Raw genomic sequence first — 22,483 nt, 5'->3', positions numbered from 1 at the left:
ATCAGCTTGCTTGCGAAAGAACGACTTCATTCGTTGCTGTCATATTGGTTGAGTTTTGATGGGCAGAGCGGAGGAGTTTCGCATAGAGGGCTACATGTGCTTCAGCACTATCGATATGATTCGTTGGTTGACGGATGGAGTGATGAAGCCGATCCCAGATTGACGGATCACTCAATACTTCGGTAAATCGGTCCGCAAGGTCCTCCGCGCTACGCACGCGGAAATGCAGACCGTCCTCACCTTCACGAACCTTTTCTGCCATACCTCCGATATTTGAACATATAATTGGCCGACGATGCTGAAGCGCCTCCTGAATAACGATGGGTGAATTCTCCCACCAGATTGAGGGCATGACTAACCAATCGACAGACTGCATCAAACGGGGCATTTCAGAATTCTGATAAGCACCGTGAAAGCGTACGCGAGATCCTGCGTCAGCGATCAATTTCTCCATACGTTCCCGAAACTCTGCGGGTTGCTTTTCAAGATTTCCGCCGAATATCATCAGCCTTGTATCTTCACCCCAAATTTCCTCTGGTACACGCGAAACCGCATCAATCAGTACGTCAATGCCCTTGAATGGCGTAATCTGTCCGAAATAGGCAAAACGGTTGCGACGTGGCTTCGGCCCGGTAAGTTCTCGGGGCGGTGTGACGCTCTCAATCGCTATTCCATTCTCAATGACATGCAGCTTGTCGGGGTCAAGCCCCCAATCAATATATTTGCCGGCCAGAAAACTGCTTGGCGAAACAAATGCGTCCGCCAGTTCTAGCATGCCGCGAACAAACTTTTCCCGCTTTAAAAACCGTGCTGGCGGGATATCCGGAAAACAAGCATGGCAATCAATAGGCGAGGCTTCGTTACATAGCTTCGATGTGCCCGCCCTCACCATTTGTCCATCATTGTTGCAGATTGAAAGATACTCATGAAATGTCATCAGTATCACCGCTTTTGGAAGAGCTTCACGAATTGCATACAAGGCCTCCAGTCCGAGACCGAGGACATGATGGAAATGCACCACATGCGGGTTAAGATCACCAACAAAACGCAGAAGATCGCGGCGGATTTCATCCGTATTGTTGTTGGAAAGGTAGAAGTGATCATACTCGTCAGAATGATACAGAATTTCATCGCTGCTGCGCCGCAAACTCATCAATGCGGTCGTACCATGCCGGGGAATAGGGTGCCCTGCACGCGCCAGGTAAACCGACTGTACCCGAGGCAAAGAATTCAGGCCCTTGTGAAGATTGTAGGAAGCAATCTCACCGCCTCCGAGCGAATTGCCGGGATGTGCGTGGGAGATAACCAGAACCCGGAGCTGTTCACTCATAACGGTGCCTCCGCTTCAGGGTTATCGCGCTTACCAAAGCTTTTCGCCCACCGACCGTCAAAGATCTGGCGGTCAATCCGTTCGATCAATGCAACTGTTGACGCTTTTTCGGAAGTGGCGATGTCATCAGCGCCCAACATTTGTGCCGATGGCAGCCAGTAAGATTTGAGACCAGATTGTTTCAGCTTCAGTCCGAGATCGAGTCCCTTTTCATGGGTTCCGAGATACCCTCGGGTGAAGCCATTGACTGAAAACAATGCTTCGCGCGGCATCACGCAGCATTCAAATGTTGCTGTCGCTACTTCCGTAGTTGCCATGCCCGTTACAGCGTCAATCGGATAACCGGCATACCGGCTTATCAGCGCACGGTCCGATTGCGCGCCGGCAACCCACGTACCGGCCCAGCGGATGGAATCGTCCTCAAAGGCAAGAGTGGGCGATAGAACACAGTTCTTCCGGGTCTCGTAGGCGGCCAGCAATTTATTGAACCAGCCCTTGTTTCTTGGAAGAAGCGATGCTGCAAGAAACACAACCGTTTCGCAAGAGACAGCCCGCGCTCCGACTTCCAAAGCGTCATAAAGGTCTTCCGATCCGCTGGCGGAAACCAGACGCACATTGAGCTTGTAGAACTGTACAAGCCTGCGCACCTGAACGCCAATACGATCGATGATATCGGCGGCACCGGCTATCACGACAGGTGCACGCCTTGTTTCAGGATCAAGCGCAAGCAAAGCCAGTAGTGGTCCTATTTCTTCGACTCTTTCATCAATTCCAATGATAAGCGCCGGACTTGCCAAATCGTCGAAACCACCAAGATCAGTCACGCCGAATATTTCTGGAGCCGGACGGCTGACACTTCGTAAAAGCGGCACGAGTTGTTGGTCTACTATATGACGGAGCGCCCATGAGTTTGGATCAATTGCGCGTATCTGCCTGACTACGGCCTCCCGCGATGTGACCCGGATCGGTGTCAGAGGCATAAAAGCCCGTCGCTCGTCGTTGAGACGCAGCTCAAGATAAAACGGGGACGTGCTATCCCCTGCCAACTCTGGCGCGAAAGCAACAAATCCATGTGCGTGCCGATTGGGGTCCAAGCCTGCATTGAATGGTGCACGATTGTCGAACTCCGATGTAACATCTGGCCTGTCGATACGGGTCCAGCTGTCGTCCAACTGTCTTTCACCACGGTGACGGCGCAGTTTCACGCCTTCCACATGACTATCGGGATCTAGCAACCAGCCTGAGACAAGCAGGCCACTCCCCTCAACGCGCAAAACAGTGTCTATGCCTGCACGCACAGGAAAGGGCAGGCCTGAAATGGTTTCCGTTCCGTCAAAGCGATTTGCCGCAGAACGCATTCGCAGCAATATTTCCGTTGAGGCTCGAACCCGAGGCAAAATTGCCCGCACGTGACTGGGAGTTTCCCGCGATCCCACTATCAGACGCCGGTCATAGACTTCTGTAAACCGCCAGCCTCGCCTTCCACGAAACAGCAGTCGTTCTATATCGCCGGCTTCTACAGCCTCATTTGCCAGCAACAGACCGGCAAATCCGTTAGCCTGTTCATTGAGATCGGGCCGCGCGAAAACTGATATCGAACATTCCGCGAGCGAGGATACTCGTCCGCTGATAAAAAGACGCGTCACAGACGATGTTAAATCCTGTGCCCATCCCTGGACGAAGATTTCACCCTCATCGCTACCGCCAATCAGTTCCACACAGCCATCTGACCGTGCACCTGCTTGGAGCAACACGGTGATTGCTGCAAGTTTTTTCCGGCCAATCGGTCCAGAAATCAAAGCTTCCACCAGACCGTCGATTACAGATGGAAGATTTGTTCCTGCCAGATCGGCAATCATGGCAATAAGGTCGCCAGTAGAGGCTGCCCGGCTTGCGAATGTGTAACGCGTTACTTTTGCCTTGTGCTGCAGCATGATGGTTTTGAGGGAGGCGCGACGCAATATGCCCGTTGCAACGACAGCTACAAACCCATGCGTACCCGCTGGTGAAGCATTTTGCAGTGGCCAGCATACAAGTGTTGCCTTGAGGCTGAGCGCCGGGTCTCCGTTGAGGAAAACAGCGACGCTTTCCGCATTCAAATTGCCAATTCCCATGACAAGCACAAGCGTATCGTCGACAGGGCAACCGACAACCATTTCGCCTTCCATTACAATCGAATGGTTTCGCGCTGGCTTGGCAGCATTGGTTATCGGCAGAATGTTGCTATCGTCGCGCAAGCGGTTTTTGCTCCCTGACTCAGCCGAGTATTGACAAGGCTACAAGAGCCCCCGCCGCAAACCCGACAAGGACAAACAACAACAGGAACAGCGGCTTTACATCGCCATTGGATCTTTTCTGCAGTGACTCAATCCGCTTCTCCAGACCTCCAACTACGCCGTCGAGACGCATCAGGTGAACGTCGAGTTCTGTCAGGCGGTTATTAACATCTGACCGCATCGCTTCTATCGAACTGCCAATATCCAATCCCTCGACGGAAGAACCACCATTGTTTCCATCAAGTACTGGCGCGGGGCGTTGCAAAGACCTCTGATTGACCTGCAGCTGGCGTTGCGCAGCCATCAGCATATCGAGCTTGTCCAGTATTCTGGTCATTGGCGCTGCGATGAGTGCCTCTGCGGCCTGCTCGGCTGGTTTTGGCACACGCAATGCCTGTTCAACGCCAGCAGCGCTGATCGCGACAACGACAAGTTCCGCCGCACGAATTGATGCAAATTGCGGCAGCATCACATTGAAAGCATGTGCGCCATCACCAATACCGCTTCGCTTCAAATCTGGACGATCCTGATCAGCCGTAGCCTCAGCGATGGGCTTGCCATCCAGCAGCACACGAATTGTCACACGATTGGTTGGCGCGGACGGATCAAAAGCCCAACCATACAGACGGCCGTCGTCGACCGCATCAACGCGGCCTTTCATCGGTTCGGCTTTGGCAGGACGTGCATTATCTTGAACAGGAGGGGCGGTATTTGGCTGGGGTGTTGCCTGTACCGGGACTTGTGTCGCTGTTGACATCTACTTATCCTTTCAGGCTGCTGCAACGCGGTGCGGGCGTATTGTCTCAATCAGGTCGAGATATTTTGCCGCCGTCGTGGCAATGGTATCGGGGTGTCGAGCCCGGCTAGAAAGATTTTGGCGTAACTCGGTATCTTCCGCGATACGTCTTATGGCAGCGGCCAAAGCCATCGGATCATTGGGAGTAACCGTCAGGCCATTAATGCCATCCTGAATTGTTTCTGCCATTCCACCAATATTGCTGGTGATTACGGGACAATTTTGACCCTGAGCTTCCTGGATCACCAAGGGAGCATTCTCCCACCATATCGAAGGCATAATTGCGCAATCGACTGTAGCTATCAGTTCGGCAATATCCTCGCGCCTGTAGCCGCCACGCCGCTGAACGAATGGAAATGTCTCAGAAAACAACCGGTCTATATCGGCCACAAAACTTTCACTTTGGAATGGGGCGGCACCGTGAACGCGCAACTCAAAATCTAACCCTTCCGAAACAAGCTGCTTGGCTGCTTCGAGCAAAACAGTCGTGCCCTTCCAAGGGTTGAGATTGCCGAAGTAACCAAAAATTGGCTTTGTGCGAGCAGTGTCCTGCCGCTTAACGGGAGCGCGTTCTGGCTGTCCATTTGGTATGACATTGATGAGATGTTCAGACAGTCCCCAATCGACATAGCGCTGCTTGAGGAAATTGCTAGGCGACACGAAACCGTCAACCGTGCTCAACAATGATTTCAGATGCCGCTCCCGCAGCACAAACTTGTCGAGAGCGATTTCTTTAAAGCAACTATGGCAACGATCCGGGCTTGCCCCGTGGCACAGTTCTTTGTTGGTCGTGCGAACCATCAACCCATCATGATGGCAGATTGGATAATAGTCATGCAGCGTCATCACGATGCGGCAATCAGGCAGAGTTCGCCTGACAATGTGGGGGAACTCTGCCCCGAGCAGCAGCAGATGGTGCAAGTGAACAACATCCGGTCGGAAATCCCGGAGCAATTCAACAATATCCGGCACGATCCCATAAAGGTCGACCTGACTCATAAAAAAGCGGTCAAAGTGTCCTGACCACAACAGAATCTCATCGCCAGTCGTGCCAATACTTTGGAAACTTGTCCCTGGACGGGCCTCGCGATGAATATGATTGGTCGCACCAAGAAAAAGCGCATTGCAGCCGGCCCGCTGATACGCACGAAACAGGTCATGCGCAAAAATCTCAGTCCCGCCAGGATGGAGGGCTGGATGATTATGGGCGGCAACGAGAACTTTCATCAGCGAATCCCATCTTTCTCCGCGACAAACAGATCCTGATAGTGATCGGAGGAAATGCCTCGCCAATGTCCGAATGACTTCAGGACGGTATTCAGTCCTGCACCGGTAATAGCGCGATCCAGAAACCCATCATCAAAACCGACAGCTGCCAAGGGAGGAAGCTCTGGCACAAACCAGCAGGGTCCATTGTCGTAACGCTGGAAGCCGAGGCGTGCATCGCGCTTTTTGGCAACATTCTCCTGCGCAACCTTGTCAGCCACAAAAGCTGTCATGAAAAGCCGCCCACCCGGCGCAAGGAGTCGCTCGACCTCCCGCAAGTACGCGCTGACTTCTTCATCAGGCAGATGGGTAACAACCGAAGTCATGATGATGAAATCAAATTGGTTGCCCTCATATGGCAGTACCAATTCCAGACCATCGATTGCACCCTTGGGATTATAGAGATTATGAGCGATATCGACGTGGCGAAATTCGAAATTTGAGTAAATTGGACTGAGTTTCTGATTGCACCAGTCGATGCCGCCGGCGACGGGGTCTATGCCACAATAGCTGCCCTTCTCGAAATCAAGATATTGAGTAAGTGGCACTGCCATACGCCCGATACCACAGCCAATATCCAGAACCCGGCTGGTCTTTTCCAAACCGCCCTTACGGATAAAATGCCCTAGAAACTCTGCGCCTACAGCTTGGTAACTGCCATCGCCCACGAAGATACTCTCCGGTTCGGGACAGGGCAGAAAACGGTTCTTCAGAACGGTTTCCATAAGCCATTCCACCTGGTCATTATTATAGACCCGGACATACTCCGTTGAGGCTTTTTTGAGTGCGATGACCTCGGTCAAGCGGCGCTCCTTTCGGACTTGTTACTGACAAATGGTGTGACTGTATCTTCGTCCGTTTCGTCGAGATAACGTGTCATTAATTCTGAGATGTCGCGATTCCAGCGTTGAGTATGGAGCCAAGAGTTATACTGGCTGGCCAGTCCGCGCATGTAGTCGGAACTCCGGCGTATTGAACGTCGCTCAAAGTGATAAAGAGCGACACCCGGTTCATAAGCAATCTGAAACCCTATCTGGCGGATTTTAAGGCAGAGGTCGCTATCTTCGTAATCGCCAATGACGTAGTCTTCGGTAAAACCGCCAACCAGATCGTATATATCCTTACGCGTAACGAGGCACGCGCCGGTTACACCCGGGACTGAACGGGCAAGCTGAGCCGGCGAATAGTCACCGGGCATTCCCTTGTAAAAGTGATGGTTCAGCCAAATTCCTCGCTGATCCCGTGCAAAATAAAGCCCCGCATGCTGCAAAGAGCCGTCTTCAAAAAGTAATTTGGGTCCAACAGCCCCAAGTTTCTTCTGTTTAAACAATGGATTGATAAGCTCATCAAGCCAACCAGCCTTGCACGGCACAACGTCTGAATTCAACATGACCAATATTGTGCCAGTGGCGAAGCTGGCACCGGCATTACATGCCCGAGCATAGCCGCCATTACGATTCATTATTGCCAGCTTCATCGGCAAGTCATGAAGAATATGAAGGCCACCCAGCATATGTTCGGTGTCGTCCTGGATTTCCGGTGAATCCAGAACAAAAATCACTTCGGCGTTTTCGACAAGCCAAGGGTCGGTTGCCATTGCCGAAAGTTGAAACCGCAAAAAATCGAGATTGCGGTAAAGCGGAATGACGATCGATACCAGCGGGGATTCCGGCATGACACCATAATCTTTGACATCGGCGATCCTGACGGTCTTTCCGATTTTTTGCTCCACCTCGCGTAGTGCAGGTGCCAAAATATTCTCGAAGACATGCGCTTTTGCGTGCTGAGGGGGAACCGCACGTAGCACACAGTTGCGTTGTGCTCCGACCTCAAAAGGCTGCATCTGAGGAACAAGCGCGGAGGTAGCACCAGAAATCAACCTCATCTGAAAACGCGGTTGCAACAATGGTCCAAGATTATTGACGTGGGGCAGCCAAGCCACAAAACCAGTTACATCAGAGCGTGAGCCGTCTTCGTTTTTTCCGGTCTTGCCGGGAAAGCTATAAAAATTGGGGTCAAGCGGGAGCGCGGTTCCATCTTCACCCGCATATTCAATCCCCTTGAGCATTCCTGAAGGATCATTCGTCCATCCTCCAACGAGCAAACCGCCATCCAAAGCCAGCGCCAGATCAACTTCACCCGAGGGTTGAGTAGGCGATTTTGCAATCTGGCGCGCCGGGAGAGGCGCTCTTATCTGCATGTCAATTGCCGTGGCTACTCCCACGCCAGGAATCTTGGCAAGATTGCGCACGAGAAAAGCGCGCATACTTGCGTCACCCTGACGCTTGCTCCACCATTTCTGAAACTCAGTTTCTCCATTGCTTTCAGCAAGCTTGCGCACGGCAATGCCGTTCTTGCCCGAAAACACAAACCGAAAAGATTTCGGTAATGCACGCGCAGATTCCACAAGCAGGTGGCATTGCTGCAGCCCTTTCTTGGCAGCATGGCCAATCACCAGTTTTACGGGAAGCGATATGACGGAATTACCACTTATGCCATAAACTGCTGTAACGGCTCCCAGATCAGGATCGAGAGCAGTCTCCAGCAAATGGTGCCCTTCAATAGGCTGCCCGCAACTACGGACTTCACGGGGTTCCGGTGTAAGCGCTATCGTGACTTCACGCGCCACCCCGGCAAAAATAGTATTCTGTGAAAGACGAAAAGCACTTCGCCATGTGCTCAACAGATTGTTCAGAAGCTTGATATGCCCTGTCGCACCGATATTACCCAGCGCTCTTTCAACATCGAAAGCATCAAGTTCTGCAGCCGGATAAAGCATGACCTCTTGGCTTGGCACTGAACCGCCGTTGGAAATCTTTATTGCTACAGGCTCATCTTTCGTCCGCATCGCCCAGAACATGCGTTGACCACCCGTTTCCAGCGGCATTGCTAAGCTGACAAGGGGCACCAGGGTAGTTGAAGCCTCAATGGTGCATTTGGTCATAGTTTTTGCTGGAGCGGGAATATCCCAAATCACCACAGCCACATCAGCGCAAAGGCGCGAGATCGACAGGTCCTGCGAATAATCTTCAATGCCCGTTGAATGGTCTGGGTGCAAAAAATTGCCCTTTCACTCACTGCGAAATGTAAGAAAAAAGCGTGCCCCGTGGGAGACAGGGCACGCTAGAAATCGATATTAGTGAACTACGAAGAAATCGCCTGGGTTTGCGAGTACATCGTCAGCGTCCACACCGACAAGAGTAACGGAATCGCCGTTGCCGAGATCGACAACCACGTCACCACCGACCTGAGTGATATGGGAAGCCACATCGTCAGCAGAGTGAATATCAGTTCCATTAATGCCACTCGAAATCTGGAGATGATCCTGACCCGGAGTGAAATCGAGCACAACGTCGTTTCCGCCGCCGCCATTGAAGACAAATGTATCGCTGCCAGCACCGCCGATGAGTGTGTCATCGCCTGCACCACCATTGAGGATATCCCCACCGGCGCCACCGGACAGAACATCATTGCCTTCGCCGCCATACAGGATGTCCGATCCGGCACCACCAAGGAGAACGTCATCTCCCTGACCGCCGAAGAGAACATCGCTGCCTGCGCCGCCGCTCAGAGTATCGTTGCCGGCATCTCCAAAGAGAATGTCGGTACCGTTACCACCGAACAGGGAATCATTCCCGTTACCACCGAACAGCAGGTCATTCCCGCCATCCCCGAATATCGTGTCATTTCCGTTCGAGCCAAAAACGACGTCATCCCCGCCACGTGCATGAATGAAATCGTCAAAACGCGAGCCAAACAAAACGTCGTCGTAGGCGCCGCCTTCTAAAGTGGCCATCTGCTTCTCCTTTGTTGTCCTGCTTTGAGTTTATGCATTGCCGGAAATCCCCCGGCGATCAGGTGCTTTGACGATTGTGCGCTGCACCAAATCGAAATGCAACATATGTTATGAATATAAATGTGGCAATCAATAGTAACAATTTATTACATGAATGTATTACTACATATTTATATTAGACTTATAATTTTGCTTTATACTCAATATACTTTAGTTATGCATTATCATTACGATTAAATTATTTTGAAATTTGAATTAATGTAAAAAGCGCTAGTTATACCAACGCTTTCCGTCAATCTTCTCTAAATGCTCTATTGAAGCTATCTGTGATGGGACCGGCTATATAATCGATTGCGCGGCGTGACTTGTGAACGATGAGAATTTCTGCAGGCATTCCGGGATAGAGTTTAATTGTTGGATTTGCTGTCAGCGACCGAGGGGATATCTCAGCCCGTGCCACAAAGTAGGCAGTCTCACTCTTTTCATCGATGAGCTGATCGGCAGCAACATATGTCACTTTTCCATCAAGTGGCGAAAGTGAGCGTTGGTTGAATGCTGTCAATTTGACCTGAACTGCTGAATTTACAGCGACACCATCAATATCACGCGGACTGATTTTCATTTCAACGACCATTGGTTCGTTCTCAGGCACGATATCGAGGATCGCTTCACCAGCTGCCACAACTCCTCCGGGTGTCCGCAACCGAATATTGTCAACGATACCAGCCTGCGGCGAGCGTATCTCAACGCGGCGCATTACATCCTTTGCCGCAACGATACGCTCTTCCGTATCGGCAAGGTCTGTCTGGCTAGTAGTGATTTCGCCAGCAATTTCGGACTGTACATCGCTTTCAATGCCTGTCAGTGAGAATTCAGCTCCAGCCTTCGCCTGCTCTGCCTTGGCTTTGTCGCCTGCGTATTCGCCGCGACGTCCGGCAAGCTCACTTATTCTTGTATCAATCTCAGTAAGTTTGGATTTTTGGGCAAATCCCTTTTTTACCAGACTGGCAATTGCATCACGCTGCTCGGTGATAAGCGCTATCTGCCGGTCGGTTGCCACCATCTGCGCATCCGACGCTTTTGCCTGTTCGGTATATTGCTCAATGGTTTTTTGTTGGACATCTATACGGCTGGTCTTTTGAGAAGAACGTTTCTGGAAGAATATCTGCTCTGCCTTCATGGCGTTCTGCGCTGTAACATCATCCGCGGAACCGAAATCTTTTGGAAATTCAATTTCAGACGCGCTACCTTGCTCAGCACGAAGCCTGGCGAGCTTTGCAATCAGACCGACACGACGGCTTTGCAGAGATTGCAATTCCGAGCGTGCTTTCGTGTTGTCCAGCCTTACCAGTGGCTGCCCCACTTTGACGACATCGCCCTCCTGAACCAAAAGGCGATCCAGGATGCCGCCTTCAAAATGGCTGATCGTCTTGCGCTTTGAATCAACAATGACTGTCCCAAGTGCGACCGCAGCGCTACCGAGTTCAGCCGAATAAGCCCAACCAAAAAATCCGCCAAAGGCGATCGCAATCGTAGCTACACCCGCGATGATGAGTTTACGCAAAGGAGACTTGGCCTCTTCCTGCTCAAGGTCAGTGACCCATTCGGGGCGGACCGTGCCGAATTTTGTCGGCAAATTTTCGCCAGTCGATTCAGCACGCGGAGCCAGCAACTGCGTTACCCGCTTGGGAAGATTGATTTTTTCGCTCATGACGCGGTTGCCCTCTTTGGACCTGTTGGCGTTATCGAAGCAACCACATCGGTACGGGGACCAAATTGTGTAATACGGCCATCTTCGAGTACAAGCAGCTTATCAGCAACCTGCATAATCGTTGGCCTGTGTGCGATCATGATTACGATTGCGCCATCATCCCGCGCCTGTTCGATGGCGCGCATAAGTGCCCGCTCGCCCACAGCATCCAGATTTGCGTTTGGTTCATCAAGGACAATGAGGCGAGGGCGGTTATATAGACAACGCGCAAGTCCGATCCGCTGCCGCTGACCGCCAGAGAGCGTCAAGCGTCCGTCTCCAACTGGCGTATCATAGCCGAGAGGCAATCTTCCGATCATCTCATGCACGTCTGCCAATCGGGCAGCCTCCAAGACGCGATGGGGATCGCTATCGCCCATACGTGCAATGTTATCCTTGATTGTACCCTCAAGCAAAGCCACTGATTGCGGTAGATATCCCGCAATCTCACCGAATGAACCACGCTCCCAGAGATAAACGTTATTGCCGTCGAGGAAGACGCCGCCAGAGGTTGGCTTCACGATACCTATCATCAATCGGGCAAGTGTTGATTTACCGGCCGCAGAAGGTCCGACGATACCAAGCACCTCGCCGGGTGAAAGCGCAAAGGAGATACCTTTGATAATTGGCATTTCGACGCCCGGCGCAGCATAGACTAGCCGATCAACAATAAGATCACCATGCGGCCGCGGGGTCGGCATTGTTTGGCGTACCGCCAGATTCTGCGCCAACAACGACTGAATGCGCTGCCAGTTACCAATTGCATTGACCCACTGCCGCCAAGTTTCCACAACCTGATCGAACGGCATGAGAAGTCGCCCGACAATAATACTCGTGGCAATCATCGCACCGGGAGAAATTTGCTGCTCCATGGCCAGCAATGTGCCTGCACCAAGCGTTACCACCTGGATCATAAATCGTAATGTACGTGTTATAGACGTCATGGCGCGGCTGCGGCTGCCTCCAAGGTCAAGCAAATCCAGTGCATTCATCTGGAGACCACGCCAGCGGCGTGCCAAAGCGGGCAACATGCCCATTGCCTCAATTGCTTCAGCATGGCGCAAAGTTGCACCAATCTTGGATATGGCCTCGATATTCGCCTGATTCGCATCCTTCACGAGGCTGCGGGTCATCAAATCCGTGACGACGCCGCAGCACACCAAAATAATGACAGCGACAACACCGATGATTCCAAAGACAGGATGCAGCAGAAAAAGCACTCCAAGGAAGATCGGTGACCACGCAGCGTCAAGCGGAGCGCTGACTGCCGAAGACGTCAGAAACGAGCGCAACTCGGTAAGGTCCCGGAGCGACTGCGTCGCTTTTGGCAGTCCTTGATCAACCGAAGCCTGCACCGCCGCTGTGAGAACCGGAAGATTGAGCCGGCGAACCAGCGCACTGCCCATCGCCTGAAATGACAAAGCCCGGATAAACTCCAGAATACCGTAAACTATCAATGCGCCAATCGCCAGAATCGTGAGCATCAGCAGCGTATCTGTGCTGCGACTGTTCAAAACACGGTCATGCACCTGCAGCATATAAAGCGGCACTGTGAGCTGTAAAATATTGATGCAAGCACTGAGAAGGACAGCATAGAGCAGGCCTGCCAGAAACACCCTGCGAGCCTTGAAAATAAGGGTTTGAGGCGTGGGCACCGTAGGTGTCATCGCGTTTTTTCCAACATTTCTCTTGCCATTCTCATTGATTTGACGAGTATCTGTCATGCACTTCTGCCTTGGAAATGACACAGCCGGGGGTTAGCCACTACGACCTTGGGCTAAGGCCATAGACTAGTAAAGTAATACTGCGCAGAATGTGACAGAAAAAAGTTCTTATGGTGGGGAAATATTCGAAGGAGATTCGAAAACATACTTGTAACTTACTTCAAATTTTGAAGTAAACTTGATCATGGAGACCAAGATGATACAAAAACTTCTACACGAAGGAGTGGAAGTCGAAACATCTATTGACGGCTACGATGCCGCCAATTTCCCCGAAATTACCGCAGAAAAACAGGGACATAGACATCCGGTTCATACAGTTGTTGTAACTCATTTTGAACTGGCAAGAATGATTGAGAGGGTCAATCGACGGTTTGCGAGTCTCCTACGGACGGAGATGACTAAGCTCGGCGTTGAAGACGTGGGGCCAGCTCAGGCAATGGTTCTTCTGGCTATTGGCGATGTTGAACTTTCTGTCGGTGAATTGCTGGACCGGGGTCATTATGTCGGTTCCAACATTTCTTATTACCTGAAGCAATTGGCGGATGGTGGATACATCGACAGGGTTGCATCTCAGCGGGACAAGCGGTCCGCCCGCATTCGACTGACAGAAAGAGGGGAACAGCTTTGTGCAAATTTGCGCGATGCTGGTGGAGCCTATAATCGGGTTCTTGCGCGGGATGATGACGATCTTCGCAATCTCGAAATTGCATTTCAAACATTGCACCGGCTTGAACTGGTGTGGGGTAATGCTGCACGTTACGGCATCTGACACCACCCAGCACCTCTTCTGACACTGGAAAGGACTGAAATCATGCATGTGGCATTCGTGCACAGACGTGGCTTCGGTCAGTTTTCTGCTCTGGCAGAGCATCTTGCCGCAAATGGTCACGATGTCAGCATGATCTGTGAAACTGTAGACCGGCGCCTCCCATCGGTCCGCGTGATCAGACACCGGGCCGAGCCTGGCCCACGATCCGATACTCAGATGGCAAAGCATCTGGGTATCCCGGACCATCACGTCCGGATTGGACATCGCGTGGCTGAGACGTTTGAAGCCATGGTTCGACACAATCAGAAACCGGATGTGGTTGTAGGCCACATCGGGTGGGGCAGCATGATGTTCGTAAAGGATGTGCTGCCGAAGATTCCCGCTATTGGCTATTGCGAATTCTTTTACAGAGCCGATGGCGCTGATGTTGGCTTTGCACCTGATGATGTCCCAGATGCCGATACCCGCAAGCGGCTGCGTTTGCGCAATATAGCTCAGCTTATTTCGCTGGACGCAATGGATGGGGGCATAAGCCCGACGCAATGGCAGAAAAGTCTCTATCCCAGACCTGCCCAAGACCGTATCGCAGTCTGTCATGAAGGAGTCGACACGCAACGCTTTTCTCCTGACCGCAATGCTTCCCTTCGCCTGCCGGACGGACGCGTGTTAAGGGCAGGTGAACCACCAATAATAACCTTTGTCGCCCGTGACTTGGAACCCTATCGCGGTTTTCCGCAAGCATTGGAGGCCGCGGCCAAGGTTCTCGCCAAAAACTCCGAAGCACTTTTCATTTTTGTGGGAGGAGATGGTGTGAGCTATGGCAAACCTCCCCCTGGGGGAGGGTCCTGGAAAGACACCATGCTTGCACAGCACAATGTGCCTGCCGATCGCGTTCTTTTTACGGGGCCGATATCGCATGACCTGCTTCGACAATTGTACCAGATTTCAACAGCACATATCTATCTGACCTATCCGTTTGTGCTTTCCTGGTCGGTTGTGGAAGCCATGGCCTGTGGGGCGCTGGTTATCGGTTCTGATACAGCGCCCGTGCAGGAAATCATCCGCTCAGAAAAGAATGGCCTGCTCGTACCATTCTACGACACCAATGCTTTGGCTGATACTATTTTACGTGTCCTGCACAAGCCTGACGACTACATACCCTTGCGCATTGCCGCGCGAAGAACCGTTGAACACCGGTTCCGCCTTGCAGATTGCCTTACGAGGCAAAAAACTTTGATCGGATCGGTTGTCAAAGGAACCTGACCTGGAGTTAACGATTGCGGTTTTGACGGTTTGTTGCGGTATTTCTTTCCTGAATTTCACGCAGGCTTGTTTCCATTGCATTAGCATTTCCGAAATGGCCTTGCACTGCCGCACCATTTGCACCCTTTGCGTTAATGGCCAAGCCTTTGATAAGAGCGTTTGAACCTGCTTGCATGCCTGCGCGAATGGAGCCGCCAAGTCCTTCATAAACATTTGCAAACCACTCCTGGCTTGTTGTCGCAATCTGCCTCGTCAGAGGTATGATCGGAAGAAGCATGAATAGCCCGGTGAAACAGAAGAGCACGAACGGGCCCACCTCTTTCATAGTGAGGGCGGCTTGAAGATCATTAGTGACGTTCATGAAAGCTACAATGATGTCGTAGGTGCCGAAGATATAAAAACTCAAGAACACATAGAGAAAGACGGGTATCAGCGCGGTCTGGATAATACCCGAGAGCCAGCCTGCGAAGAAACGGGAAGACACGGGAAAAATCAGCAGGATAATAAAAAACGGCGCCAGTCCGAGTAAAATCCAAAGAGCAATTTTAGCGAACAGAAACAGTGCAGCTGCATATCCCACAAATAGTGCTGCAGCTATCCAGACAAGAGCGGATTGGAAATGTGCACTCAGCACGACACTTGACGGGTCGTTTGAATCTTTAAGGGCTGGCTGCTTTTTCGCAACTTGCGCCGGATTTGCTTGTGTTCCTTCCGCAGATGCTGCGGGAGGAGCAGATGAGGCATGGTCCTCCGCCGCTACCGCAATCTTCAACGAGGCTCCCAACGCCCCCTTGTAAATATCGGCAAGGTCGCGGGTAGGTGTGCCCAGTGTCATAGCCTTACCATTGCGGGGATTGACAATTTTATTCAACATGGTGGCACTGATAAAATACGGGGTGCCTTCAATTGCCTTGGTTACAGTTCGCTGAATTGGTCCCCATTGTGTCGCTACCGCGAAGATAATTGCAATGCGCAAAAGCTTGAACACCATCGTAAATAGATTTGTATCACCACGGCCTTGCCAGAAACGAAAACCCCAGAGAATAAGGTAAAGGACGAGAAGCCCCGCCATGACCGGTGTCAGATAAGCGGCGAACGTTCGATAGACAGCCCCGGTGAAGTCTTTGCCTAAACTATCAATGTTGATGAACAGTGCAGAAAACGCCTCCATGTAGGATTATTCAGTCGGTTGCACGGCGTTGTTCAGCGCCTCATTGACAGGAAGGAGCGGACCACAATCATTGGGTCCGAATGATGTGATTGATGCGGGAAGTGTACACGGTGTTTTCAGCTTGTGTTGGCTAGAACATGCTGCGCATAGACACAACGCCAAAGCAAAGAGAGCCCGTAATGGATGTTTCAAAATCTATCTCCTTGCCGGCAAAAAACAGGTAGCCAATCTGCAGGGTCGTCTCCGAGTTTTTCACGCAATATATTGAGTTCCTGTATGGTCTCCGCGCGGCCAGACAGTACTTTCAGTAGATCGTCCATTCCCGTCAGTCGTAATCTGGCAATGACCGATTCCTGGCCGTGTTTGATCAGGAATGATCGGCTGGAGGGATCTGTCGTCTTGATCCAGTCAATCTCCCGCAGGGAAAGCCCCAGCCCGCCACTGTGGCTTGCCTCATCTGCATGAGGATTTGGAAAAAACATATGCGTCGCGCTCTGCTCGATAAGCGTGCTTGCGATGGGTGAGTTAACAATGTCAGCAGCGCTCTGCGTGCCAAAGCCGATAATGCCGTTGAATTTCCGAATCGTCTTCATTTTATCTTTGATGAAGCCCGCGAACACTTGGTCCTCAAGCAGCCTCCAACCCTCATCAAGGAAAATCAGAATGGGACTGCCGTCGAGCAATTCATCAAGGCGATGAAAAATATACATCAGCGCTGCACTGCGGGTGAGGGGATCATCCAATATCTTCGTCATATCGAATCCAGCAACGGACGACCAAGTGAACCGATCCTGCGGATTATTGAACAACCAGCCCAGTTGATCGGGTCGCAGCCACTTTTCAAAGCGAGCCAGAAGATCATCGTCCCCAGCTCTAATCCGTCCACGCAAGAGAGTCGCAAAAGCCGGCATTGTCCGGGCATCCGGTGCTGAGGTCAGGATATGGGCAATTGCTGTGCGTATAACGCTTTCTTCACTTGCCGGAAGCGTCAAAGCATCAGACCGCCGTAACATGAGTGAAAAGAGTTGAAACAGAAATTCCCGGTTCGCGCCAGTGTCCGGCAAGTGTAAAGGATTGAAGCCGGTTTGCATTCCCGGCTGCAATACTTCGTAATTGCCACCTAGTGCCCGGATAAAAATTTCGCCGCCGCGGTCCTTGTCGAAAAATACACAGCGAGGTGTTGGTTTAATCCTTTGCGATTGCGCCATTAAAAACGAAAGGGCGACAGTCTTGCCAGACCCGGATGGTCCCATCATGGTGAAATTACCGAGATCCCGGACATGAAAATTGAAAAAGTATGCGCTCTGGCTCGTTGTCTCAAGCAGCGAAATCGGGCCTCCCCAATGATTATTGGTGGACTGACCAGCCGGGAAATTATGTAGAGAAAGAAACCCTGCAAAATTCTTGGATGAGATCATTGCCGATCGTGCAATATATGAAAAATTACCCGGCAGTTGGGCCCAGAACGCTGCTTCGCTGTTTAGATCTTCCCTTAGCCAAAGCACCGACTGATCGGTCAAAGTAGATCCTACTGCACGGATACATCGATCGAGTTCTGCTTTGTCAGCACCAAGACACATAACGGATAAATGATGTTCCCCGTAGATTGAACGCGAGCTTAAAAGCTCATCGCGAGCACCGGTCAGCTGATTACCTACTATTGATCCTGCTTCATCCGCCATGGCTATTTGCCGTGACACGCGCTCCATATGATTTTGCGCAACAGGCTTGTCGACAATCGCAAAGCTTTGGCTAACTACAAATTCATGCGGGACCTTTAGCAACCCATCCAGAAGCATCGGACCAGTATAACTCGGATACTCCCGCACGGATAACATCGCACCGATACGCGAATCTTCAGGAGGCGCTGCACCGACGAATTCAAAAGCGTTGCGGCCAAAATTCATGCGTTTCATCGCCAAAGCGCCATCAAGTGACATGCGCGGCAAACGCATCGGGACGGGCTCCAACCCGTTCAACAATTGTACCAGGAATTCGAGGGGCTCGGAGAAATAACCTCCTGAAAGATCTGTACGAACGCTAAGAATACGGGCTTGATAATCCTGCAGCACTTCCCTGACGCCAAGGACGGCATCGTTCAATTCACGCAGTTCTTCGGCCTCGCCTTGGCGTCCAACTTTATCTGCCCCGCCGAAGAATTTCTTGCCGATTGTATCGATCAAGCCTACCTGTCCACGCAAAGGGCGTCGAACAATTGTAATGAACATTTCATTGATGAACATGCGGCGCTCTTGCAGCTGCGCCATGTAACGCTGGTTCAATTCGTCGGCGAACCCATTGGGAAAACTGCCCCCTAAAGCCGGTGTAAAACGCCGTCTGAGCATGTGGCCATAGACTGCAAACCGGCTGTGAACGCAAAATCGTGTTTCGTCCTTCCAACTTGGCATTGATTTGCACCATATCGGCCGTCTCGAAGCAGAATCCTTCGAGTTTAATTATACTTAGAAGCAGACCGTCCTTTGTGCGCAGCACTTTATCATCCACATGCCTTGTATAGGGCACATGATTGGCGACGGACCTTTCGCGTCTCGCTTGAGTGCCATACAGCATCTCCTTGCGCACAGAACGTGAGATCACAGCTGCTCTCCCGGCGCATAACTTTTGATACCCCACAAAGCTTGTGATTGGGGCGGCGTCTTCGCTCCTTTGACTTTCAGGATGCTGAATATCTGCTCGTCGCGAAGTGTAAGAAAATAACCAAAGCTGTGAATGGGCAGGACGAGAAATAGCGAAAGCAGACTTTTGGTCGCGAGAAATATAACTGCGGTTACGACCATGTTGAACATGGCAAACATATAAGGCACACCGAACAGAGTTGGCGCACGGGTCAAAGCTTTGACAAGTGGCGTTATCTCGGGGGCTTCTTCAGTCATGGGCTCAATTACCCAAGGCGCTACGGAAGAACGCGACTATCTGCGTCGATCCAAAGACAAGAACAATGCCCATTATCACTGAACCTGCGATACCCCACGTAAACCGACCACTCCAAGCCAGGAAACCGCAGCTTATAACCGCAAGGATCGCAAGCATCGATGCAATCGGCCCCGTGAGCACTGAAATCAATGTTTCAAGCATGCCGGTCACTGGCTGAATACTCTGTGCACAGGCTTCTTTGGCGAAGAGGGTAAAAAGTACAAATAATAAAGGTTTTAAAAATCGTAATTGAACAAACATAATATTACTCCACGTGAAGAACGAATCCTTGACTCCATGCTTCCGGCTTATTTTCCGGTTCATGATTGTGAGCTTTTGGCTCTGTTGGGCGGGCCTTGGCTGGGCCTTGTGAAAGAGGTTGCCAATCATACAGATCGGTTAGAACGGCTGAAATGTAGCGGACTGTTTCCGGATAGAGCGGAACGCCACCATTCTTCTCCACGGCACCTTCGCCAGCGTTGTATGCTGCCAGCACATAGATTGGGTTCTGATATCTTTTCTGAAGTACGCGCAGGTATCTGATGGCACCGCGAACATTGTCTTCAGGGTTGCAAGGATCAACATCGAAGTGCTTAGCCGTAACTGGCATCAATTGCATCAAGCCGATAGCGCCTGCACTAGAGATGCGGTTCATCTGAAATCCGCTCTCCTGACGGGCAATTGCGACAAGTAGATCAGAATCGAACTGCTCTTCCTTGGCAATTTTTCGAACAATCGTCTCTCCTTCAGCAACTTCGGTAGCTACAAGTCCGTTGCATGGCGTTGCCTGTGAAGTGGGGCCAAACCGCTGTGGATCAATTGGCACAGTAGTTCCCGTGATTGTTACTTTTACTGGTTCGCCATTCTCCTGAGCATGAGCTGCTCTTGCGTCAATGAACAATACAATCGCGAGTAAGCTGGTCAGACTTGCCCTCATAGTGACCGCCCCAATGCGACAACACCTTGTGACTGAAAATGCAAAAGTTCGGGGCTTTTGACATTGACCCCACCCTGACGCACAAATGGATCATAGAATATTTCGGTCAACATACCGGGGCGACCGTTGTGACGGCCAAGCTGCACAACTAGCGGCAAGGTTGCGCGCAGAGTGTCCACAATCTCTGACTTGCTCAGTCCAAGTCCACCTCCAGCACCGTTTTGCATGACCAGCAAAGCCAGTCGTGTATATGCGGATTGCGGAGAATTCGCATGGATCGTGGACAAGGAACCAGGATGCCCGGTATTGATCGCCTGAAGAAAGTCCAGTGCTTCAGCCCCGCGTATTTCCCCAAGCAACAGCCGGTCTGGCCGCATGCGCAAGGATGCTTCTACGAGGTGGCGGGGATCCACTCGCGCAATATTCTGGTTGCCGCGAGTCGCTATAAGCCGCACATGATTTAGCTGGCTTGGTTTGAGCTCCGGTGTATCTTCGATAGTGATAAGCCGCTCGTGGGATGGGACTTCTTCCATAAGGGCGTTGAGAAATGTCGTCTTACCTGAACCCGTCCCGCCCGAGACCATGATGGACACGCGACGTTTCACAGCTTCACGCAGGAAAACTTCAACATTCCCTTTCGCAAGGATTTCACAAAGCGCGTTTTCATCATCCGTGAGGCCCGTTGTACTGGCCGTAATTCTGGTTGAGTGCAGTGCGCCGGAAGTAGCATATTCCCCGAGTGTGAGCTGTCTGGCTACCTGTCGGCGAATAACCATAGCGCCACCACCCTGAGCTGCGGGCGGCAGCACTGCTTGAATGCGCGCACCATCGGGCAGGGATGCAGATAACAATGGCTCTTCTTCATTGATGAACTGGTGACTTGCAGCGGCAACCCGTTCTGACATGAAGCGTATACGATCTGCAGTCAGCTCCGGAATGACATATCGCGACATTCCTGCCGGACCAACTTCGGAATTCTGTGCCCTCTCGATAAAAACAATGCCGGGCTCATTGATACAAATCTCGATAACATCGGGCGCTTGCAGAAAATCGCGCAGCGGGGTGAATGCCAGATTGATCAAATCAGAGAGAGGCGTGTTGAAGCTCACTGCAACCCTCCTTTGTGAACCGGATTATGCCACGCGCTGTCCCGGATGCCGTAGCGTCCCCGCTTCAATTCCTTGAATTTCTCCAGAACGGGATCGGGATACAGGTCGGAAAAATCAAGATCCCGCTTTACGAAAATCGCAACTGGCGTGCCTTGATTGATACTGATTGTCGGCTGGATATTGACGGTGCCTTTCAAGGCCTCTTGCGCAACTTGCGCAAAGCCCTCGGCCAGAACTTGAGCGCCCTTTTGCCCCAGATTTGCGCCAATGCCGTCTTCGTCATCTTCCGGATAAGTTGTGGTTTGCGTAACCTTACCTGTAATGGGATCGGTGATTACGGTTGTCACCGGACCAGAGTTTCGCCTACGTCGTACACTTACACTAGGTTCGGCCAACAGTTGGGGGGCGGCCGACAGTGCAGTCAACAGGATCGCTGAGCCAAACCGTTTAAAGTAATGATTGTTCACATCCCCGCCAGAACCTGTGACGCCCAACTCGTCAGTTCCCGGGGAACCCAGACTTAAAGAAACCCCGTCCTCACGCAGGAGACGCGTCCAAACGATGAAGGCTCGCGTCTGGCCTTGCGCGAGCCCAGCATTGTATTCACCGATTAAACGTGTACCCGATGGAACAAGCACTCTTCGCCCGTCAAATGACCAGACATCTTCCGTTGTCACCGCGCGAACCATGCCGGGCAAATCGGTTTGGACAGCAGTTTCCAGAACGCCGCGGATCATGGTGCCCTGAGGAACCAACGCATCAATACGCTTCGTCCGCTCTGCTTTGGAAACTTCAACAGGCTTTGCTGACAAAGCTCCCAGAAGTTGTGAATTTGGGTTGGTATCTTGAAAAGTTGCAGCGCTCTTTGCCGCTTCTTCGGGCGTCTTGGCCGGATCGCCGAGATTCGATTCAGCTTGGCCCGCTTCCGAAACCACCATTGGTGAACGATAGCGCTCCCATTTCTTTTGATCGTTTTCAGCGTCGCGCGCGGCTTGTTCAGCTGCTGCAATCCGCTTCTGTTCTTCGAACTCTGCTCTTTCGCGCGCCAATTGTTCCGCTGCGGCAGTGTCGATTACTGGTTCCGCAATACGCGAAGAAGACTGCTCCTCAACGAGCGGGGCAGGGGGTGGCAGGGTTAGTTGTACGCGTGTCGGCGGCAACAGATCGTCGTCAGAGTTGTTTTCGCTGCGCTCCGGGGCCGTAGCCTTTTGAAACAAAAATGGCGCTGCAAGGATGGGCAATGCCACTAAACCAAATACGATAGCCAAGGCGGCTTTGCTCAACCTTTTTTTAGGCTCCAACAATTGTGACTGCGCTGCATCATCAAGCTCAATGTTGCGGTGAAATTGAGGATCCGGCATG

At 51.6% G+C, this 22,483-nt stretch carries 18 protein-coding genes; 2 read left to right on the top strand and 16 right to left on the bottom strand.

Annotated features, from left to right (window positions below):
* Window position 1: 1 nt before the first annotated feature.
* The 9 genes from PMI41_RS13530 to PMI41_RS13490 form a co-directional block, all read right to left on the bottom strand.
* Window positions 2–1,330, bottom strand: coding sequence for a glycosyltransferase family 4 protein (locus tag PMI41_RS13530; RefSeq protein WP_008125654.1), 1,329 nt, complete (start codon window positions 1,328–1,330; stop codon window positions 2–4).
* Complete coding sequence (locus PMI41_RS13525) at window positions 1,327–3,567, bottom strand: hypothetical protein (protein ID WP_008125653.1); 2,241 nt, start codon at window positions 3,565–3,567, stop codon at window positions 1,327–1,329. The genes PMI41_RS13530 and PMI41_RS13525 overlap by 4 nt, the downstream gene beginning before the upstream one ends.
* A 19-nt stretch (window positions 3,568–3,586) precedes the next feature.
* The gene (locus tag PMI41_RS13520; protein WP_008125652.1) at window positions 3,587–4,363 is read right to left on the bottom strand and encodes a hypothetical protein; all 777 of its coding nucleotides are present in this window, start codon (window positions 4,361–4,363) and stop codon (window positions 3,587–3,589) included.
* A 12-nt stretch (window positions 4,364–4,375) separates the two neighbouring features.
* Window positions 4,376–5,629, bottom strand: coding sequence for a glycosyltransferase (locus PMI41_RS13515; protein ID WP_008125651.1), 1,254 nt, complete (start codon window positions 5,627–5,629; stop codon window positions 4,376–4,378).
* Entirely contained in the window at window positions 5,629–6,471 is an 843-nt protein-coding gene (locus PMI41_RS13510) for a class I SAM-dependent methyltransferase (protein ID WP_008125650.1), read from the bottom strand. The genes PMI41_RS13515 and PMI41_RS13510 overlap by 1 nt, the downstream gene beginning before the upstream one ends.
* Window positions 6,468–8,726, bottom strand: a complete 2,259-nt coding sequence (locus tag PMI41_RS13505) for a glycosyltransferase family 2 protein (protein ID WP_008125648.1) — start codon at window positions 8,724–8,726, stop codon at window positions 6,468–6,470. Before PMI41_RS13505 ends, PMI41_RS13510 begins: the two co-directional genes overlap by 4 nt.
* Window positions 8,727–8,804: 78 nt before the next feature.
* Entirely contained in the window at window positions 8,805–9,464 is a 660-nt protein-coding gene (locus PMI41_RS13500; RefSeq protein ID WP_008125647.1) for a calcium-binding protein, read from the bottom strand.
* 292 nt (window positions 9,465–9,756) lie between these two features.
* Window positions 9,757–11,175 carry an HlyD family type I secretion periplasmic adaptor subunit gene (locus tag PMI41_RS13495; protein ID WP_008125646.1) on the bottom strand — a complete coding sequence of 473 codons (1,419 nt, stop codon included), beginning with the start codon at window positions 11,173–11,175 and terminating at the stop codon, window positions 9,757–9,759.
* Complete coding sequence (locus tag PMI41_RS13490; protein ID WP_244423941.1) at window positions 11,172–12,881, bottom strand: type I secretion system permease/ATPase; 1,710 nt, start codon at window positions 12,879–12,881, stop codon at window positions 11,172–11,174. Before PMI41_RS13490 ends, PMI41_RS13495 begins: the two co-directional genes overlap by 4 nt.
* 256 nt (window positions 12,882–13,137) lie before the next feature.
* Between PMI41_RS13490 and PMI41_RS13485 the strand changes: the two genes are divergently transcribed.
* Both PMI41_RS13485 and PMI41_RS13480 read left to right on the top strand, forming a co-directional pair.
* Window positions 13,138–13,707 (top strand): MarR family transcriptional regulator, encoded by a 570-nt coding sequence (locus tag PMI41_RS13485; protein WP_040854885.1) that lies wholly within the window; start codon window positions 13,138–13,140, stop codon window positions 13,705–13,707.
* Between the two features lie 42 nt (window positions 13,708–13,749).
* Window positions 13,750–14,970: a glycosyltransferase family 4 protein gene (locus tag PMI41_RS13480; protein ID WP_008125643.1), complete on the top strand. Its 1,221-nt coding sequence runs from the start codon at window positions 13,750–13,752 to the stop codon at window positions 14,968–14,970.
* Between the two features lie 7 nt (window positions 14,971–14,977).
* On the opposite strand, the gene PMI41_RS13475 is transcribed toward PMI41_RS13480, so the two are convergent.
* The 7 genes from PMI41_RS13475 to virB10 form a co-directional block, all read right to left on the bottom strand.
* A complete protein-coding gene (locus tag PMI41_RS13475) occupies window positions 14,978–16,141 on the bottom strand; it encodes a type IV secretion system protein (RefSeq protein ID WP_008125642.1) in 1,164 nt (387 codons plus the stop codon).
* A gap of 188 nt (window positions 16,142–16,329) precedes the next feature.
* Window positions 16,330–18,549 carry a VirB4 family type IV secretion system protein gene (locus PMI41_RS13470; RefSeq protein WP_348225801.1) on the bottom strand — a complete coding sequence of 740 codons (2,220 nt, stop codon included), beginning with the start codon at window positions 18,547–18,549 and terminating at the stop codon, window positions 16,330–16,332.
* A 186-nt stretch (window positions 18,550–18,735) separates the two neighbouring features.
* On the bottom strand, window positions 18,736–19,035 hold the full coding sequence (locus PMI41_RS13465; RefSeq protein ID WP_008125639.1) for a VirB3 family type IV secretion system protein: 300 nt from the start codon (window positions 19,033–19,035) through the stop codon (window positions 18,736–18,738).
* A 4-nt stretch (window positions 19,036–19,039) separates the two neighbouring features.
* Window positions 19,040–19,336, bottom strand: coding sequence for a TrbC/VirB2 family protein (locus PMI41_RS13460; RefSeq protein ID WP_008125637.1), 297 nt, complete (start codon window positions 19,334–19,336; stop codon window positions 19,040–19,042).
* Window positions 19,337–19,340: 4 nt separating this feature from the next.
* Window positions 19,341–20,012, bottom strand: coding sequence for a lytic transglycosylase domain-containing protein (locus PMI41_RS13455; RefSeq protein ID WP_008125635.1), 672 nt, complete (start codon window positions 20,010–20,012; stop codon window positions 19,341–19,343).
* Window positions 20,009–21,121 carry a P-type DNA transfer ATPase VirB11 gene (virB11, locus tag PMI41_RS13450; protein WP_008125633.1) on the bottom strand — a complete coding sequence of 371 codons (1,113 nt, stop codon included), beginning with the start codon at window positions 21,119–21,121 and terminating at the stop codon, window positions 20,009–20,011. Before virB11 ends, PMI41_RS13455 begins: the two co-directional genes overlap by 4 nt.
* Window positions 21,118–22,482, bottom strand: a complete 1,365-nt coding sequence (gene virB10 / locus PMI41_RS13445; protein WP_008125632.1) for a type IV secretion system protein VirB10 — start codon at window positions 22,480–22,482, stop codon at window positions 21,118–21,120. The genes virB11 and virB10 overlap by 4 nt, the downstream gene beginning before the upstream one ends.
* Window position 22,483 lies beyond the last annotated feature (1 nt).

The organism is Phyllobacterium sp. YR531 (assembly GCF_000282595.1).
Lineage (GTDB): Bacteria > Pseudomonadota > Alphaproteobacteria > Rhizobiales > Rhizobiaceae > Phyllobacterium.
The sequence above is the reverse complement of the archived record's forward strand: the minus strand, read 5'-3'. Positions and strand labels throughout refer to the sequence as shown.

Bases quoted from the DNA above. Each gene is read 5' to 3' on its own strand.
- PMI41_RS13475 (WP_008125642.1), bottom strand. From the start codon at position 16,141: ATGGAGGCGTTTTCTGCACTGTTCATCAACATTGATAGTTTAGGCAAA.
- PMI41_RS13490 (WP_244423941.1), bottom strand. From the start codon at position 12,881: ATGACACCTACGGTGCCCACGCCTCAAACCCTTATTTTCAAGGCTCGC.
- PMI41_RS13455 (WP_008125635.1), bottom strand. From the start codon at position 20,012: ATGAGGGCAAGTCTGACCAGCTTACTCGCGATTGTATTGTTCATTGAC.
- PMI41_RS13460 (WP_008125637.1), bottom strand. From the start codon at position 19,336: ATGTTTGTTCAATTACGATTTTTAAAACCTTTATTATTTGTACTTTTT.
- virB10 (WP_008125632.1), bottom strand. From the start codon at position 22,482: ATGCCGGATCCTCAATTTCACCGCAACATTGAGCTTGATGATGCAGCG.
- PMI41_RS13480 (WP_008125643.1), top strand. From the start codon at position 13,750: ATGCATGTGGCATTCGTGCACAGACGTGGCTTCGGTCAGTTTTCTGCT.
- PMI41_RS13495 (WP_008125646.1), bottom strand. From the start codon at position 11,175: ATGAGCGAAAAAATCAATCTTCCCAAGCGGGTAACGCAGTTGCTGGCT.
- PMI41_RS13515 (WP_008125651.1), bottom strand. From the start codon at position 5,629: ATGAAAGTTCTCGTTGCCGCCCATAATCATCCAGCCCTCCATCCTGGC.
- PMI41_RS13520 (WP_008125652.1), bottom strand. From the start codon at position 4,363: ATGTCAACAGCGACACAAGTCCCGGTACAGGCAACACCCCAGCCAAAT.
- PMI41_RS13530 (WP_008125654.1), bottom strand. From the start codon at position 1,330: ATGAGTGAACAGCTCCGGGTTCTGGTTATCTCCCACGCACATCCCGGC.
- PMI41_RS13470 (WP_348225801.1), bottom strand. From the start codon at position 18,549: ATGCCAAGTTGGAAGGACGAAACACGATTTTGCGTTCACAGCCGGTTT.
- PMI41_RS13500 (WP_008125647.1), bottom strand. From the start codon at position 9,464: ATGGCCACTTTAGAAGGCGGCGCCTACGACGACGTTTTGTTTGGCTCG.
- PMI41_RS13465 (WP_008125639.1), bottom strand. From the start codon at position 19,035: ATGACTGAAGAAGCCCCCGAGATAACGCCACTTGTCAAAGCTTTGACC.